Below are 14,892 nucleotides of genomic sequence, written 5' to 3' on the forward strand. Positions count from 1 at the left end.
TCAGAAGAAGCGAGCCCCGGAGGGGCAGGCTTCAGGGAGCAACGGCACTGAGCTCAGCGGCGCTTGCGCTTGAACAGCAGCCGGGGAAGCCCCGCGGGCACCGCCTGGCGGGTGGTGGCCTCCGTGGGCAGCGGAGCCGCCGCGAGCGACCCCGAGGGCAGCTCCGTCGTCGCCTCCAGCGGAGCGAGCCGCACGACCCGGCACTCCTCGGCCCAGCGCTGCGGCATCCGCTCCGCGTCGAGCGCGTTCAGCCGCTTGCCCTTCAGCTCGGCGACAGCGGCCTCCCACTCCTCGGAACCGGCCGCGAGCTCGCTCACCGTCGCCGTCCAGGCGATGACCCGGCCGCCCTTGTCCTTGCTGCGTACGGTCACCTCGGCGAGCCCGCCGTCGACGAGCCCCGGCAGCGGCTGCTCGCCCGGCCCGTCGCCGACCAGGCACGCGGCGCCCTCGTGCCAGACGTGCCACAGCGCCCGCGCGGGGGAGCCCTCGCCCTGCACCCAGATGAGGCCGGACTTCTTGGTGGCCTCCTCGACGAGGGCGGGGCCGAGCAGCGCGTCAGCAGTCATGGCGGCAGCCTATCGAGTGACGGCCGGGGCGGGCCGCCCCGTCACAGCCAGCCGTTGCGCTTCAACGTCCGGTGGATCGCGAAGCAGACGCCGCCGATGAGGGCGAGGACCATCGGGTACCCGAACCGCCAGTGCAGCTCGGGCATGTGGTCGAAGTTCATGCCGTAGACCCCGCAGACCGCCGTCGGCACGGCGATGATCGCCGCCCACGAGGTGATCTTGCGCATGTCCTCGTTCTGCGCGACGGCGGCCTGCGCGAGGTTGGCCTGGAGGATCGAGTTGAGCAGTTCGTCGAAGCCGACGACCTGCTCCTGGACGCGTGTCAGGTGGTCGGCGACGTCACGGAAGTACTTCTGGATGTCGGGGTCGACGAGCCGCATGGGCCGCTCACTGAGCAGCAGCATGGGGCGCAGCAGCGGCGAGACGGCCCGCTTGAACTCCAGGACCTCGCGCTTGAGCTGGTAGATCCGCCCGGCGTCGACGCCGCGCGCGGTCCCCTTGCCCTTGCTCGGCGCGGAGAAGACCTCGGTCTCGACCTCGTCGATGTCGTCCTGCATCGCGTCGGCGACCGCGAGGTAGCCGTCGACGACGTGGTCGGCGATGGTGTGCAGGACGGCGGAGGGCCCCTTGGCGAGCAGCTCCGGGTCCTCCTGGAGGCGGCGGCGCAGGGCGCGCAGCGAGCCGTGTCCGCCGTGCCGGACGGTGATGAAGAAGTCCCGGCCGGTGAAGCACATCACCTCGCCGGTCTCCACGACCTCGCTGGTGGCGGTGAGTTCCTCGTGCTCGACGTAGTGGATGGTCTTGAAGACCGTGAACAGCGTGTCGTCGTACCGCTCCAGCTTGGGCCGCTGGTGCGCGTGGACCGCGTCCTCCACGGCGAGCGGGTGCAGCCCGAACTCGGCGGCGATACCGGCGAATTCGGCCTCGGTCGGCTCGTGCAGACCGATCCAGGCGAAGCCGCCCTGGCGGCGCACCTCCAGCATCGCCTCGTGCGGGGAGAGGGCGTCGGCGCACTCCAGGCGCCGCCCGTCGCGGTAGACGGCGCAGTCGACGACGGCGGACGCGGCGTCACGGGTCGCGTCATAGGCGTACCCGGACGATGACGACGCCGCGGCGGAGTAGGGGGTGCCGTCCTTGCGCAGTGAGGGGCGGACGGCGGCACGAAGGTCGCGGATCATCGACATGGGCAGGCTCCTTCGAGGGGAGGCCGCCTACGACGGGTGGAACTGCCCGGAATGGGGACGTCCTGCTGCGGGAATGTTTGGCACGTCCACAAAGCGGGGAGCACCGCACCGTCGCGGTGGCAGCTTCGCTACTGACACAGATCAGGGAACTCAGACAGATCAGGTGGAAACGAAGTGCTCTTCCGTCGCACCCGGCACGAACAGCGCATGCGGTGCATGCGACACGTGCCTGTGCTTGTGCAGCTACGGAGCTGCGTGATTCACCGGGCGGAAGAGCGGGTGGTACTGCACGGTCGACTTCGGTCCATTGCAGCCCCACCTCCTCCGGCCGGTCCCCCGTAAGGGAAGTCCCATGCGCCCTCTGCGCCCGTGGCGCAAAGTCAGTGTCTGTCCGCAGGGCTTGAAAGCGACGCTTCTGCGTGCTGCCCTGAGCCAGCGGCCAACACTATCAGCCGACCGCAGTGTCAAGCCCCCGCTTTGCCCATCACTGACGAGTTCTATGCTCACGTCATGGCTGATGTTCTTGCGCTGGTCGAGGCCCGTCTCCGTACTGGCCTCGGAGAACCGGACGCGCGTGCGGCGGTGACCTTCCTCGGCACCGACCGGATCGAAGTGCTGCGGTTCACGGACGGCGACGTAGTGCGCTACGCCACGCTCGGTATGTCCGCCCAGCCGATGGCCGACCCCACCGCGGCCCTCGCCGACCCGGTCAAGGGCCCGCGCGCCGAACTGGTCCTCTCGGTACGGGGGGGTCTCGCCGACACGGACAAGGTGCTGCGGCCCCTCGCGGTGCTGGCGGCCTCCCCTCAGGTCGAGGGCCTGGTCGTGGCGCCGGGCGCCTCACTGGACGTGGGCGAACCCCTGTGGCCTGCCGCGCCGTTCACCTCGGTCCTGGTCGCCGAGTCCGGCGGCCTGGTGGAGGACCTGGATCTCGACGCTCCCATGGACCCCGTACGGTTCCTGCCCCTGCTGCCCATGACGCCGAACGAGGCGGCCTGGAAGCGGGTGCACGGCGCGGCGGCCCTCCAGGAGCGCTGGCTGACCAGCGGGACGGACCTGCGCGATCCGCTGCGCAGGTCGGTGTCCTTGGACTGACCGGGCGGAAATGCCGTGTGCGGGGCCTGCCATGTGCGGGCCTCAGCCGGCGAAGACGCCGACCCCGTCCTCCGTCGCGTGCTTCGGCTCCAGTTCCTCGGCCTCGTGGGCGAGGGAGGCGCGGCGCACCCAGACCACGAGCGCGCCGAGCACCGCCGTGACGGCCGCGACGACGAACGGCATGTGGATGTCGCTCCACTCCTCGATCTTCGGTGCGAAGAACGGCGCGGCGGCCGCGGCGAACCACCGGACGAAGTTGTAGCCGGCGCTGGCCACCGGTCGCGGCGCGGCGGAGACGCCGAGGGCCAGTTCGGTGTAGACGGTGTTGTTCACGCCGATGAAGGCACCGGACAGGATCGTGCAGACGATGGCCGCGGTGTGGTTGCCGTACCCGAGCACCAGCACGTCCACGGCGAGCAGCACCAGTGAACCGCCGAGCACCTTCAGGGACCCGAAGCGTTCCTGGAGCCGGGGCGCGACGAGCACCGAGAAGACCGCGAGCAGCACGCCCCAGGCGAAGAAGACGGCGCCCGACTTGTACGGGGTCATGTCCAGCACGAACGGCGTGAACGCCAGCACGGTGAAGAACGTGTAGTTGTAGAAGAAGGCCGAGGCCGCCGCCGAGGCGAGCCCGCCGTGGCCGAGGGCCTTGATGGGGTCGAGCAGGGACGTCTTCCGCGCGGGCCTCGGCTGCTCCTTGAGGAACGCCGTGATGCAGAGGAAGCCGATCGCCATCAGCACGGCGGTGCCGAAGAACGGGTAGCGCCAGCTGGCGTCGCCGAGCAGCGCGCCGACCAGGGGCCCGCAGGCCATGCCGAGGCCGAGCGCCGATTCGTACAGCAGGATCGCGGCCGCGCTGCCCCCGGCCGCGGCGCCGACGATGACGGCGAGCGCGGTCGACACGAAGAGCGCGTTGCCGAGCCCCCAGCCCGCGCGGAACCCGACCAGTTCACCGACCGATCCGGAGGTGCCGGACAGGCCCGCGAAGACCACCACGAGCGCGAGGCCGAGGAGCAGCGTCTTCTTGCCGCCGATGCGGCTGGAGACGAAGCCGGTCACCAGCATGGCGAGGGCCGTGATCAGGAAGTACGAGGTGAAGAGGAGGGAGACCTGGCCGGCGGTGGCGTCCAGGCCCTCGGCGATGGAGGGCAGGATCGGGTCGACGAGCCCGATGCCCATGAAGGCGACGACGGAGGCGCCCGCCGTGGCCCACACCGCCTTCGGTTGCCGCAGGATACTGCCCGCTCCGGCGTCGAACGGGTCCCCTTCGGCGGGGCCTCCTGTCCTGCTGTTCATACAGCCGCTCCTTCACTGCTTTCGCGTTCAGTGCCGCGCAGAGTTCGTTGACGTATACATATATTAAGTTAGAGAGGCTAAAGAGTGCAAGCTACACCTAAATTCCCCTGCTGACAGGGCCACCGGACGGGTGATCGTCCTTGACGGGGCGGCGACCGAAGAGGACCGTTGGTGGCTATGAGGGGCGAACCCAGTTGCCCGAAGTGTGGTGGCCGGGTCAGGGCTCCCGGTCTCTTTACCGACTCCTGGCAGTGCGATGTGGACGGCACCGTGCACCCGCTGCAGCCCGTGATCCCGCCCAGCGTCGAGGCCCTCCAGGTCGTCGTGCACCGTGCGCAGGTCCCGGTGTGGATGCCGTGGCCCCTGCCGGTCGGCTGGCTGTTCACCGGTGTGGCGTGCGCGGGTGACGACAGGAGCGGCGGTCGCGCGACCGCCGTGGCCTGTTCGGGCCCCGCCCCGCTCGGCGGCGTCGGCGAACTGGTCCTGGTCGCCGAAGAGCTGGGTGTCGGCCTCGGCGCGCGGTACGCGGGCATCGACGGCCCCGACCCCGGCCCCTACATGAGCGTGGACCAGCCCGCGCACGCCAAGGTCCACGCCGCCGGGCGGCCCACGCCGCTGTGGCACGTGTCGGCGACGCCGGACGACCGCGCCGTCTTCGCGGGCGAGGCGCGGGGCCTGTGGCTGTGGGCCATCGCGTGGCCGGAGCAGTCGGGGCTCCTGATGTACGACGAGCTGGTGCTCACCGACCTGCGGGACGCGGGCGCCGAGGTGGACCTGGTGCCGTGCGGGGCGCTGTCGCCGCGGCTGCTCACGCCGTGAGCGATGCCTCGTCCGGGGCGGCCGGGGGAGCGTTCGATTCCCGTTATCCTTGAGCGTCCCCGCCGTCCGCCCGTCAGAGCCCTGGAGTCAGCGCCGTGCGCATCGATCTGCACACTCACTCCACCGCATCCGACGGCACGGACACCCCGGCCGAGCTGGTGCGGAACGCCTCGGCCGCCGGTCTCGACGTCGTCGCGCTGACCGACCACGACACCACCCGCGGATACGCCGAAGCGATCGCCGCGCTCCCCTCGGGCCTGACCCTCGTCACGGGCGCCGAACTCTCCTGCCGCCTCGACGGCGTGGGGCTGCACATGCTGGCGTACCTCTTCGACCCCGAGGAGCCGGAGCTCGCCCGCGAGCGCGAACTGGTGCGCGACGACCGGGTGCCGCGCGCGAAGGCCATGATCGGCAAGCTCCGGGCGCTCGGCGTGGACGTGACCTGGGAGCAGGTCGCCCGGATCGCGGGCGACGGCTCGGTCGGCCGCCCGCACATCGCCGAGGCGCTCGTCGAGCTGGGCGTCGTGCCCACCGTCTCCGACGCCTTCACGCCCGAGTGGCTCGCCGACGGCGGCCGCGCGTACGCCGAGAAGCACGAGCTCGACCCCTTCGACGCGATCCGCCTGGTGAAGGCGGCCGGCGGCGTCACCGTCTTCGCGCACCCCGCCGCCGCCAAGCGCGGCCAGGTGGTGCCCGAGAGCGCGATGGCCGAACTCGCCGCGGCGGGCCTCGACGGCATCGAGGCGGACCACATGGATCACGCGCCGGAGACGCGCGCCCGGCTGCACGGCCTCGCCGCGGACCTCGGCCTGCTGGTCACCGGCTCCAGCGACTACCACGGCACCCGCAAGACTTGTCTGCTCGGTGAGTTCACCACCGACCCCGAGATCTACGGCGAGATCACCCGCCGGGCCACCGGGGCGTTCCCCGTGCCCGGGGCGGGCGGAACCCCGGCGGCGTAACGCTCCCGCGTCCGCGCGCACTGCCTCCCTCGCTCTCACCCTCACCCTCCCCCTCGCTCCACTGTTCCGCTGTTCCGGGCCGGTGGCCGCCATGCCCTGCGCCCGGCGGCATCCGGTGCGGCTCCTTCGTACGACTCTCCGCAAGGCCATCACTGTGTTCGACGTCGCCGTCTTCGGCTCCCTCTTCCTCACGCTCTTCGTGATCATGGACCCTCCAGGGATCACCCCGATCTTCCTCGGCCTGACCGCCGGCCGGCCCGCCAAGGTGCAGCAGCGGATGGCCTTCCAGGCCGTCTGCGTCGCCTTCGGCGTCATCTCCGTCTTCGGCCTCGTCGGCCATCAGATCCTCGACTACCTGCATGTGTCCGTTCCGGCGCTGATGATCGCGGGCGGCCTTCTGCTGCTGCTCATCGCGCTCGACCTGCTCACCGGCAAGACGGACGAGCCGAAGCAGACCAAGGACGTCAACGTCGCGCTGGTCCCGCTCGGCATGCCGCTGCTCGCCGGGCCCGGCGCGATCGTCTCGGTGATCCTCGCCGTCCAGGACGCCGACAGCGTCGGTACGCAGGTCTCCGTCTGGTCAGCGATCGTGGCGATGCACGTGGTGCTGTGGCTGGTCATGCGGTACTCGCTGCTGATCATCCGCGTCATCAAGGACGGCGGCGTGGTGCTCGTGACGAGGCTCGCGGGCATGATGCTGTCCGCGATCGCGGTCCAGCAGATCATCAACGGCGTCACGCAGGTGATCAACGGGAGCTGAGCTCCCGGTCCGTGTCCGTCCCGCCGCGGACGGACACGGACGCACGAAGGGCCCCGTACGGCTTTCGTACGGGGCCCTGTGTCGTCTGCGTTACGAGGCCGAGGACTCGGCCGGTCGGATGTAGATGCGCTGGCCTATCGCTGCGGCCTGCTGCACGATCCGATTGACGGAGGCGGCGTCCACGACGGTGCTGTCCACGGCGTTGCCATCGACGTCATCGAGTCGCATGATTTCGAAGCGCATGAGGCTTCTCCCTTCGTCTGGTCATCCTCCTGAAGGAGAACTACTGGAGATGGCCAGGCTGTTTCCCGGCCATGAAGTGTCGGTTGCGTGCTTCCTGTGCCCGCGTTCCTGATGGGTACAACGAGTTGCCCCGTGCAAACATTCCCTACGCTAAGGAAATTTTTCGAGTACCTAATTACCCGTGGGTAGCGACACCGGTTGTGTTCGCTGTGTGACCAGCGGGAGACTGGGTTCCCTATGAACAACGTCGAACACAGCGCAGCCGACCACGGTGCCGCGGCGCACCTCAGCGCCCAGCTGGAGCGCGCCAACGGGCTGCTCGAACGCGTGCTCGCGGAGGTGGCGAAGACCCCGTCCACGCACGCGATCTTCGTCGACGCCGGATACCTGTACGCGGCCGCGGGCCGGCTCGCCGCGGGCACCGAGGACCGGCGGTCCTTCGACCTCGACGCCGAGGGCCTCATCGAGGCGCTCATCGACAAGGCCCGCACGATCTTCGCGGACAGCCGGCTGCTGCGCGTCTACTGGTACGACGGGGCCAGGCGCCGCATCCACACCACCGAGCAGCAGTCGATCGCCGAGCTGCCCGACGTCAAGGTCAGGCTCGGCAACCTGAACGCCAACAACCAGCAGAAGGGCGTCGACTCCCTTATCCGCAGCGACCTGGAGTCCCTGGCCCGGCACCGCGCCATCAGCGACGCGGCCCTCATCGGCGGCGACGAGGACCTGGTCTCGGCGGTCGAGGCGGCCCAGGGGTACGGCGCGCGGGTGCACCTGTGGGGCATCGAGGCACCCGACGGCCGCAACCAGGCGGAGCCGCTGCTGTGGGAGGTCGACAGCCAGCGGACGTTCGACCTCGACTTCTGCAAGCCGTACGTGTCCCGGCGTGCCGCCACGACGACGTACGAGGCGGGGCCCGACGCGCAGCGCCCCACCCGTGAGGACGTCCGCTTCGTCGGCGCGCAGATCGCCGCGAAGTGGCTGGCGGCGCGGGGGCGGGAGGCGCTGGTGGGCCTCCTGCCCGGGCATCCGTACCTGCCCGGGTCCGTGGACCAGGAGCTGCTGGTGGAGGCGGAGCGGATGCTCCAGTACTCGCTGCGGGGGCAGTCCGATCTGCGCAGGGCGCTGCGGGACGGGTTCTGGGACCACCTGCGGACGCAGTACTGAGACTGGTTCTGGTTCTCAGTCGTCCTCGCGTCGGCCGAGGCCGTCCCAGAAGCCGGTCACGGCCGCGGCCGTCTCCTCGGGGCGGTCCGTGTTGGGGGAGTGCTCGGCGCCGGTGATCACCGTGCGGTGGGCGCGCAGGCGGCGTGCCATGTCGTCCAGGAGCGGCACGGGCCAGGTGTCGTCGCGTTCGCCGGAGACCACGTGCTTGGGCAGTGCGGTGGCGGCGAGTTCGGCCACGCGGTCCGGCTCCGTGGAGAGCTGCCTGCCGGTCGCGATCAGCTGGGCGGGGTTGTGGCGCAGCCAGCGGGCGCGCAGGGCCGCGCTGTCGTCGCCGCCGGCCGCCCGGGCGCCGCCGGTGTCCGTGTCCTCCGGGGGCGGCGGCTCCATGGCCTGCATGGCCTGCCACACCTCCTCCATCGTGAGCACCGCGAGGGCGTCCGCCAGCATCTTGGCGCGGGCCTGCTGGGTGGGGGTGATCGCGGCGGGGCCCGAGGACATCAGCGTGAGCGAGGCGAAGGCGCCGGGGTCGAGGAGCACGGCGGCGCGGGCGATCTGGCCGCCGAGGGAGTGGCCGAGGAGATGGGGCGGCGCCGGCTCCGCCAGGGCCGCCGTCTGTGCCAGCACGTCGCGGGCCAACTCCGCCTGGGCGTACGCCGATTGGTCGTCCGGGCCCGGTGACTCGTACTGGCCCCTGCCGTCCACGGCGACGGCGCGGTAGCCGGCGGTGGCCAGGGGTTCCAGGAGGGCGATGAAGTCCTCCTTGCTGCCGGTGAAGCCGGGGAGCAGGAGGGCGGTCCCGTTGACCCGGGTGCCCTCGGGCGGGAGCGCGTCGAGGACGGCGAAGTCGCCGCGGGCGGTGTGCAGGACGCGTGCGGTCGTGCACGGGGGTGGCGTGAAGGTGGGAGGCCTGCTCATGGGGCGAGGCTAACGGGTTCTGGCCCCGGGGCCCTGGGCGGGTGTTCGGGCCCGGTCCGGCGGGGCCCCGGGTCGTGGCGGCCGTTTCCGCCGCTGGGTGACGGGCTCTGGCGGTGTGTGTCACCTCGCGCCCGGCATCCTGGCCGCCGTACTCCGCGGCTTCGCGGCCGGGGGCGGATACGCGCGAAGGCCCGCCCCTGGTGCGGGGCGGGCCTTCGGTGGTGCGGGAGGGCGGAGGCTCAGCTCTCCGTGATCTCCGCGGCCTCGGCCTTCTTGCGCGTGCGACGGCGCGGGGCCGCGACCGGCGCCTCGGCCACGTCCGCAGCCGGGACGGCGGCCGCCTTGCGCGCACGGCGACGCGGCTTCGGCTCCTCCGTCGACTGCGCGGGGATCTCGGCCTCGACGACCGGTTCGGCGGCCTTGCGCGTCCGGCGCTTGGGCTTCTCCTCGGCCGGGGCCTCGGCGGCGGCTTCGGTCACCGGTTCGGCGGCCTTGCGCGTCCGGCGCTTGGGCTTCTCGGCAGCCGCGGCCTCGGCATCTGCCACGGGCTCGGCAGCCTTACGGGTACGGCGCTTCGGCTTCTCCGCAGCGGGGGCTTCGGCCTCGGCCACGGGCTCGGCGGCCTTGCGCGTCCGGCGCTTCGGCTTCTCCTCGGCCGGGGCCTCGGCGGCGGCCTCGGTCACCGGTTCGGCGGCCTTACGGGTACGGCGCTTCGGCTTCTCCGTAGCGGGGGCTTCGGCTTCGGCGACGGGCTCGGCGGCCTTGCGGGTGCGGCGCTTCGGCTTCTCCGCCACCGGCGCCTCGGCGTCGGCCACGGGCTCCGCTGCCACGGCCGGCGCGGCAGCTTCGGCGACGGGCTCGGCGGCCTTGCGGGTGCGGCGCTTCGGCTTCTCCGCGACCGGGGCCTCGGCGTCAACCTTGACCTCGGCTTCGGTCACCGGCTCGGCGGCCTTGCGCGTCCGGCGCTTCGGCTTCTCCGCGACCGGGGCCTCGGCGGGCTCGGTGACGGGGGCCTTCGGCTCCGTGACCGTCGTCTCGGCGGCGGTCACCGCTTCGGCGGCGGCGCCACCGCGCGTCCGGCGGCGGCGGCGCGGGTGCGCGGCTCCGTCGGCTCGGCGGCTGCCGGAGCGGACTCCTCGACCACCGGAGCGGTGGCCGTGGCCGCCGACGCCGCGGTGTCCAGGGGGGACCCGGCACGCGTGCGGCGACGGCGTCGCGGCGTACGCGCGGGGCGCTCCTGATCGGCCGACGCGGAGCCGGGGCCCGAGGCGGAACCGGAACGATCCCGGTCACGGTCCCGGTCCCGGTCACGATCCCGGTCACGGCCGCGATCACGGTCGCGGTCCTGCGAACGGCCGCCGCGGCCGCCACGGCCGCGCCCGCCGGTCTCGCCGAGGTCCTCGATCTCCTCCGCGCCCAGACCCGCACGGGTCCGCTCGGCACGCGGCAGCACACCCTTGGTGCCCGCCGGGATGTTCAGCTCCTCGTACAGGTGCGGGGAGCTGGAGTACGTCTCGACCGGGTCGTTGAAGCCCAGGTCCAGCGCCTTGTTGATCAGCTGCCAGCGCGGGATGTCGTCCCAGTCGACCAGCGTGATCGCGATGCCCTTGGCGCCCGCGCGGCCGGTGCGGCCGATGCGGTGGAGGTACGTCTTCTCGTCCTCGGGCGACTGGTAGTTGATGACGTGCGTGACGCCCTCGACGTCGATGCCGCGGGCGGCGACGTCGGTGCAGACGAGCACGTCCACCTTGCCGTTGCGGAACGCCCGCAGGGCCTGCTCGCGCGCGCCTTGGCCGAGGTCGCCGTGGACGGCGCCGGAGGCGAAACCGCGCTTCTCCAGCTGCTCGGCGATGTCGGCGGCGGTGCGCTTGGTGCGGCAGAAGACCATCGCGAGCCCACGGCCGTCGGCCTGCAGGATGCGGGAGATCATCTCCGGCTTGTCCATGTTGTGCGCGCGGTAGACGAACTGCGCGGTGTTCGCGACCGTCTGGCCCTCGTCGTCCGGCGCGGTGGCGCGGATGTGCGTGGGCTGCGACATGTAGCGACGGGCGAGGCCGATGACCGCGCCCGGCATCGTCGCCGAGAACAGCATGGTCTGGCGCTTGGCCGGCAGCATGTTGATGATCTTCTCGACGTCGGGCAGGAAGCCCAGGTCGAGCATTTCGTCGGCCTCGTCGAGGACCAGGCACTTGACGTGCTTGAGGTCGAGCTTGCGCTGGCCCGCGAGGTCGAGCAGCCGCCCCGGGGTGCCGACGACGATGTCGATGCCCTTCTTGAGGGCCTCGACCTGCGGTTCGTAGGCACGGCCGCCGTATATGGCGAGGACGCGGACGTTGCGCGCCTTGCCGGCGGTCAGGAGGTCGTTCGTCACCTGCTGGCAGAGCTCGCGGGTGGGGACCACGATGAGGGCCTGCGGCGCCTCGGTCAGCTGCTCGGGCTCGGCGCGGCCCGCCTCGACGTCGGCGGGGACGATCACCCGCTCCAGGAGCGGGAGACCAAAGCCGAGCGTCTTGCCGGTGCCGGTCTTGGCCTGGCCGATGACGTCCTTGCCCGAGAGGGCGACGGGGAGGGTCATCTCCTGGATGGGGAAGGGATTGATGATGCCGACGGCTTCGAGTGCCTCGGCCGTCTCGGGAAGAATCCCGAGCTCTCGGAAAGTCGTAGTCAGGGCTATGCCTCTTCTGTGAGACGCGGCGTGAGGCGAACGCTGGGGGTCGTGACCGTGCCACTACCGCCGGCTGCTTGGGGGGCTGGCCGGGGGCGCGGGACCACTGCCTGCGCTCGAGCGCTCTTACCGCTGAGGTTCCCTCCTCGTGCCGCACGCATCTGCGCGTACCGCCCGGAGGGCTGTCGGGTCGGAGCCGATCGGGCCACCGACCGGGCATCCTCATTCGTACGGCCCGTCGAATATTCGGCAGGCGCATTACCACTGTACCCCGGAATCTCGCATGCGTGTCCGGCGAATTCGTCACATGGTCGTCGTCACAGTGACTGACCAGGACCTTACGGCTTACGGCAGGCGGGCTATTGTGCGCTTCATGGAGACGCCTGACACCCCCGCCGAATCCGCCCCCGAGTCGCCCGCCGAACCCACCGGAGTCGCCGCCCAGGACTGGGCGAAAGCTTCTGCCGAGCCCCACTACCGCGCGGCGGTCGTCGACCTGCTCGGCGCGCTCGCCTACGGGGAGCTCGCGGCGTTCGAGAGGCTCGCGGAGGACGCGAAGCTGGCGCCGACCCTCGGCGACAAGGCGGAGCTGGCGAAGATGGCGTCGGCGGAGTTCCACCATTTCGAGCAGTTGCGGGACCGGCTGTCGGCGATCGGCGCGGAGCCGACCGAGGCCATGGAGCCCTTCGTGGCGGCGCTCGACGGTTTCCACCGGCAGACCGCGCCGTCCGACTGGCTGGAGGGTCTCGTCAAGGCGTACGTCGGTGACTCGATCGCCAGTGACTTCTACCGCGAGGTGGCGGCCCGCCTCGACGCCGACACGCGCGAACTCGTCCTCGCCGTCCTCGACGACACCGGGCACGCCAGTTTCGCCGTGGAGAAGGTGCGCGCCGCGATCGAGGCGGACCCGCGGGTCGGCGGGCGGCTCGCCCTGTGGGCGCGGCGGCTGATGGGTGAGGCGCTCTCGCAGTCGCAGCGGGTGGTCGCGGACCGGGACGCCCTGTCGACCATGCTGGTCGGGGGCGTGGCCGACGGGTTCGACCTCGCCGAGGTGGGGCGGATGTTCTCGCGGATCACGGAGGCGCACACCAAGCGGATGGCCGCGCTGGGGCTGGCCGCCTGAGAGTCCGTTGCCGGACGCGGGTGGTCGTGGGCTGAGCGCGCGGTTCCCCGCGCCCCTGTCACGCCGTCGCTGAGCGGTGCATTCCGGCTCGGGTCGGGCGGAGCAGCAGGGAGAGCAGGGCCGCAGAGACGGCCACCGCTCCCAGCATGACCGCGGGGGCGTGGCCGGGGCCGAGTGCCATGTGGGTGATGAAGGCGCCGATGAGGGCGCCGGCGGGGCCCGTCGACAGGACCAGGCTGCGCGCGGGCAGCCGGTGCGCCAGCCGGTGGGCCGCGGCCCAGGCCAGCGCGAGGCCCAGCAAGGTGGAGCCGAGTGCTTCCAGAATCACGGTGGTGCCCTCCTTCGCGGCCAGGTGCAAATCGGTCGTAGCCGGTCTACCCCTGGCGGCCGGAACGCAACCCTCCATGATCCGGAGGGCTCCACCGCCACCGCGTACGGCAACACGCGCGTACGGCAACACGCGCGTACGGCAACGCATGAGTACGGCCCGGCGGTCGAGAGAACCGCCGGGCCGTACTCGTACTCGTATGCGCGTCCTACAGGGCGCTGAAGCCCACCTTGCGCGCGGTGGGCTCGCCGAGCTCCACGTACGCGAGGCGGTCGGCCGGAACCAGGACCTTGCGGCCGTGGTCGTCCACGAGGCTCAGCAGCGGCGACTTGCCGGTCAGCGCCTCGGACACCGCGTGCTCGATTTCCTCGGCGCTCTGGCCGCTCTCCAGCACGATCTCGCGGGGCGCGTACTGCACGCCGATCTTGACCTCCACGGCTTTGTCCCTCCGACGGTCAGTCTGTGCGCGGCCGTCCGCGCCGTACCCAGCACACATTAGCCCGGTGAGGGGATGTGGACGGCCGCTGCCGTGCACGCCGGTAGCGAACACGGAGCGGGAACAAAGAGGCGGTAGCCGGGGTGCGGCGTCAGTGGCCCTCGGTGCCGTGCAGCGGGAAGCCCGCGATGCCGCGCCAGGCGAGCGAGGTGAGCAGTTCCACCGCCTTGTCGCGCGGGACCGTGCTGCCGCTGGCCAGCCAGTACCGGGCGACCACCTGCGAGTATCCGCCGAGGCCCACGGCCAGTAGCATCGCCTCGTCGCGCGGCAAGCCGGTGTCCTCGGCGATGACCTCGCAGATCGCCTCCGCGCACTGGAGGGTGACGCGGTCCACGCGCTCGCGGACCGCTGCCTCGTTCGTCAGATCCGACTCGAAGACCAGCCGGAAGGCGCCGCCCTCGTTCTCGACGTACGCGAAGTAGGCGTCCATCGTCGCCGCGACGCGCAGCTTGTTGTCCGTGGTGGATGCGAGGGCCGTGCGCACCGACTGGAGCAGCGACTCGCAGTGCTGGTCGAGCAGGGCCAGATAGAGGTCGAGCTTGCCGGGGAAGTGCTGGTAGAGCACCGGCTTGCTGACCCCGGCGCGCTCGGCGATGTCGTCCATCGCGGCCGCGTGGTACCCCTGTGCGACGAAAACTTCCTGGGCCGCGCCGAGAAGTTGATTGCGCCGGGCACGACGCGGCAGGCGAGTGCCCCGCGGGCGTGCCGCCTCTGTCTGCTCGATGGCTGTCACGCCGCCTCCCAAATCGTCCGATGTGCGGTGAGCGCCGCGCCGCCATCGTACTTTTCGGTAACAGTGATGTGTGCGGTGCGGGCGCAGAATTTCACGGACTGGACCGCCGTGGAAGGGCTTCGCGGCGGTGCGTAGCGGGGCAAACACGGTCAGGCCGTGTCGGCCGCCGTTCTTGGGGGACGGCTCAGCGGTAGTCGTCCTCGTCGAGATCGACCACGCGGGCCTGTTCGGCGAGGTCCGCCACATTGGCGGCGTTCGGATCGGCGTCCTTCAGTGAGTCGTCCCTGCTCGGGGCGAGATCGGCCTGCTGCTCGGCGGCGTCCGCCTCCGGGGTCTCCAGATCCGCCTCGGCCGTGCTCGCGTCGTCTTCCGGCTCGAAGGTCTCGGGATCGGTCGGGTCGACACTCATGTGTGGCTCTCTCTTCCCTTGCGGTACTGGCGGCCCTTCGTGAATGCGAGTGCCCTCTTCGCCCGCTTTCTATGAGCGTAGGAGACGCCCGGATGTGGCGCTACGCGATCCGTGCGCGACCTGTGACGGCG

The 14,892-nt window shown here is 71.4% G+C and carries 15 protein-coding genes and 1 pseudogene; 6 read left to right on the forward strand and 10 right to left on the reverse strand.

From position 1 onward, the window contains the following. Positions 1–53: 53 nt before the first annotated feature. Both KKZ08_RS25215 and KKZ08_RS25220 read right to left on the reverse strand, forming a co-directional pair. Complete coding sequence (locus tag KKZ08_RS25215) at positions 54–566, reverse strand: hypothetical protein (RefSeq protein ID WP_223776613.1); 513 nt, start codon at positions 564–566, stop codon at positions 54–56. Between the two features lie 41 nt (positions 567–607). Beyond that, a complete protein-coding gene (locus KKZ08_RS25220) occupies positions 608–1,750 on the reverse strand; it encodes a magnesium and cobalt transport protein CorA (protein ID WP_223776614.1) in 1,143 nt (380 codons plus the stop codon). 510 nt (positions 1,751–2,260) lie between these two features. Here KKZ08_RS25220 and KKZ08_RS25225 point away from each other — a divergent pair. Continuing rightward, a complete protein-coding gene (locus tag KKZ08_RS25225; protein ID WP_223776615.1) occupies positions 2,261–2,845 on the forward strand; it encodes a suppressor of fused domain protein in 585 nt (194 codons plus the stop codon). Positions 2,846–2,887: 42 nt separating this feature from the next. Here the strand turns inward: KKZ08_RS25225 and KKZ08_RS25230 are convergent, their stop codons facing one another. After that, positions 2,888–4,141, reverse strand: a complete 1,254-nt coding sequence (locus KKZ08_RS25230; RefSeq protein ID WP_223776616.1) for an MFS transporter — start codon at positions 4,139–4,141, stop codon at positions 2,888–2,890. A gap of 177 nt (positions 4,142–4,318) precedes the next feature. Between KKZ08_RS25230 and KKZ08_RS25235 the strand changes: the two genes are divergently transcribed. From KKZ08_RS25235 to KKZ08_RS25245, 3 genes are all read left to right on the forward strand, one after another. Next, on the forward strand, positions 4,319–4,960 hold the full coding sequence (locus tag KKZ08_RS25235; protein ID WP_223776617.1) for a DUF6758 family protein: 642 nt from the start codon (positions 4,319–4,321) through the stop codon (positions 4,958–4,960). 95 nt (positions 4,961–5,055) lie between these two features. After that, positions 5,056–5,922 (forward strand): PHP domain-containing protein, encoded by an 867-nt coding sequence (locus KKZ08_RS25240; protein ID WP_223776618.1) that lies wholly within the window; start codon positions 5,056–5,058, stop codon positions 5,920–5,922. Between the two features lie 154 nt (positions 5,923–6,076). Beyond that, positions 6,077–6,682 carry a MarC family protein gene (locus KKZ08_RS25245; protein ID WP_223779181.1) on the forward strand — a complete coding sequence of 202 codons (606 nt, stop codon included), beginning with the start codon at positions 6,077–6,079 and terminating at the stop codon, positions 6,680–6,682. Positions 6,683–6,772: 90 nt separating this feature from the next. On the opposite strand, the gene KKZ08_RS25250 is transcribed toward KKZ08_RS25245, so the two are convergent. Further along, a complete protein-coding gene (locus tag KKZ08_RS25250) occupies positions 6,773–6,925 on the reverse strand; it encodes a hypothetical protein (protein ID WP_162933566.1) in 153 nt (50 codons plus the stop codon). Between the two features lie 237 nt (positions 6,926–7,162). On the opposite strand from KKZ08_RS25250, the gene KKZ08_RS25255 reads away from it, so the two are divergent. Further along, on the forward strand, positions 7,163–8,092 hold the full coding sequence (locus KKZ08_RS25255; RefSeq protein ID WP_223776619.1) for an NYN domain-containing protein: 930 nt from the start codon (positions 7,163–7,165) through the stop codon (positions 8,090–8,092). Between the two features lie 15 nt (positions 8,093–8,107). Here the strand turns inward: KKZ08_RS25255 and KKZ08_RS25260 are convergent, their stop codons facing one another. Together KKZ08_RS25260 and KKZ08_RS25265 are read right to left on the reverse strand one after the other, a co-directional pair. Continuing rightward, a complete protein-coding gene (locus KKZ08_RS25260) occupies positions 8,108–9,007 on the reverse strand; it encodes an alpha/beta hydrolase (RefSeq protein ID WP_223776620.1) in 900 nt (299 codons plus the stop codon). A gap of 239 nt (positions 9,008–9,246) precedes the next feature. Next, a pseudogene (locus KKZ08_RS25265) lies at positions 9,247–11,582 on the reverse strand (DEAD/DEAH box helicase). 454 nt (positions 11,583–12,036) lie between these two features. Here KKZ08_RS25265 and KKZ08_RS25270 point away from each other — a divergent pair. Then, the gene (locus KKZ08_RS25270) at positions 12,037–12,795 is read left to right on the forward strand and encodes a ferritin-like fold-containing protein (RefSeq protein ID WP_223776621.1); all 759 of its coding nucleotides are present in this window, start codon (positions 12,037–12,039) and stop codon (positions 12,793–12,795) included. A gap of 58 nt (positions 12,796–12,853) precedes the next feature. Here KKZ08_RS25270 and KKZ08_RS25275 read toward each other — a convergent pair whose 3' ends face one another. The 4 genes from KKZ08_RS25275 to KKZ08_RS25290 all read right to left on the reverse strand — a co-directional run bounded on the left by KKZ08_RS25275 (position 12,854) and on the right by KKZ08_RS25290 (position 14,761). Next, the gene (locus tag KKZ08_RS25275; protein ID WP_223776622.1) at positions 12,854–13,123 is read right to left on the reverse strand and encodes a hypothetical protein; all 270 of its coding nucleotides are present in this window, start codon (positions 13,121–13,123) and stop codon (positions 12,854–12,856) included. A 208-nt stretch (positions 13,124–13,331) separates the two neighbouring features. Continuing rightward, positions 13,332–13,559: a DUF3107 domain-containing protein gene (locus KKZ08_RS25280; RefSeq protein ID WP_194138286.1), complete on the reverse strand. Its 228-nt coding sequence runs from the start codon at positions 13,557–13,559 to the stop codon at positions 13,332–13,334. A gap of 151 nt (positions 13,560–13,710) precedes the next feature. Beyond that, entirely contained in the window at positions 13,711–14,352 is a 642-nt protein-coding gene (locus tag KKZ08_RS25285; RefSeq protein ID WP_205040194.1) for a TetR/AcrR family transcriptional regulator, read from the reverse strand. Positions 14,353–14,536: 184 nt separating this feature from the next. Then, on the reverse strand, positions 14,537–14,761 hold the full coding sequence (locus KKZ08_RS25290; RefSeq protein ID WP_223776623.1) for a hypothetical protein: 225 nt from the start codon (positions 14,759–14,761) through the stop codon (positions 14,537–14,539). Between the last annotated feature and the right edge of the window lie 131 nt (positions 14,762–14,892).

This window comes from Streptomyces sp. 135 (assembly GCF_020026305.1).
Classification (GTDB): domain Bacteria; phylum Actinomycetota; class Actinomycetes; order Streptomycetales; family Streptomycetaceae; genus Streptomyces.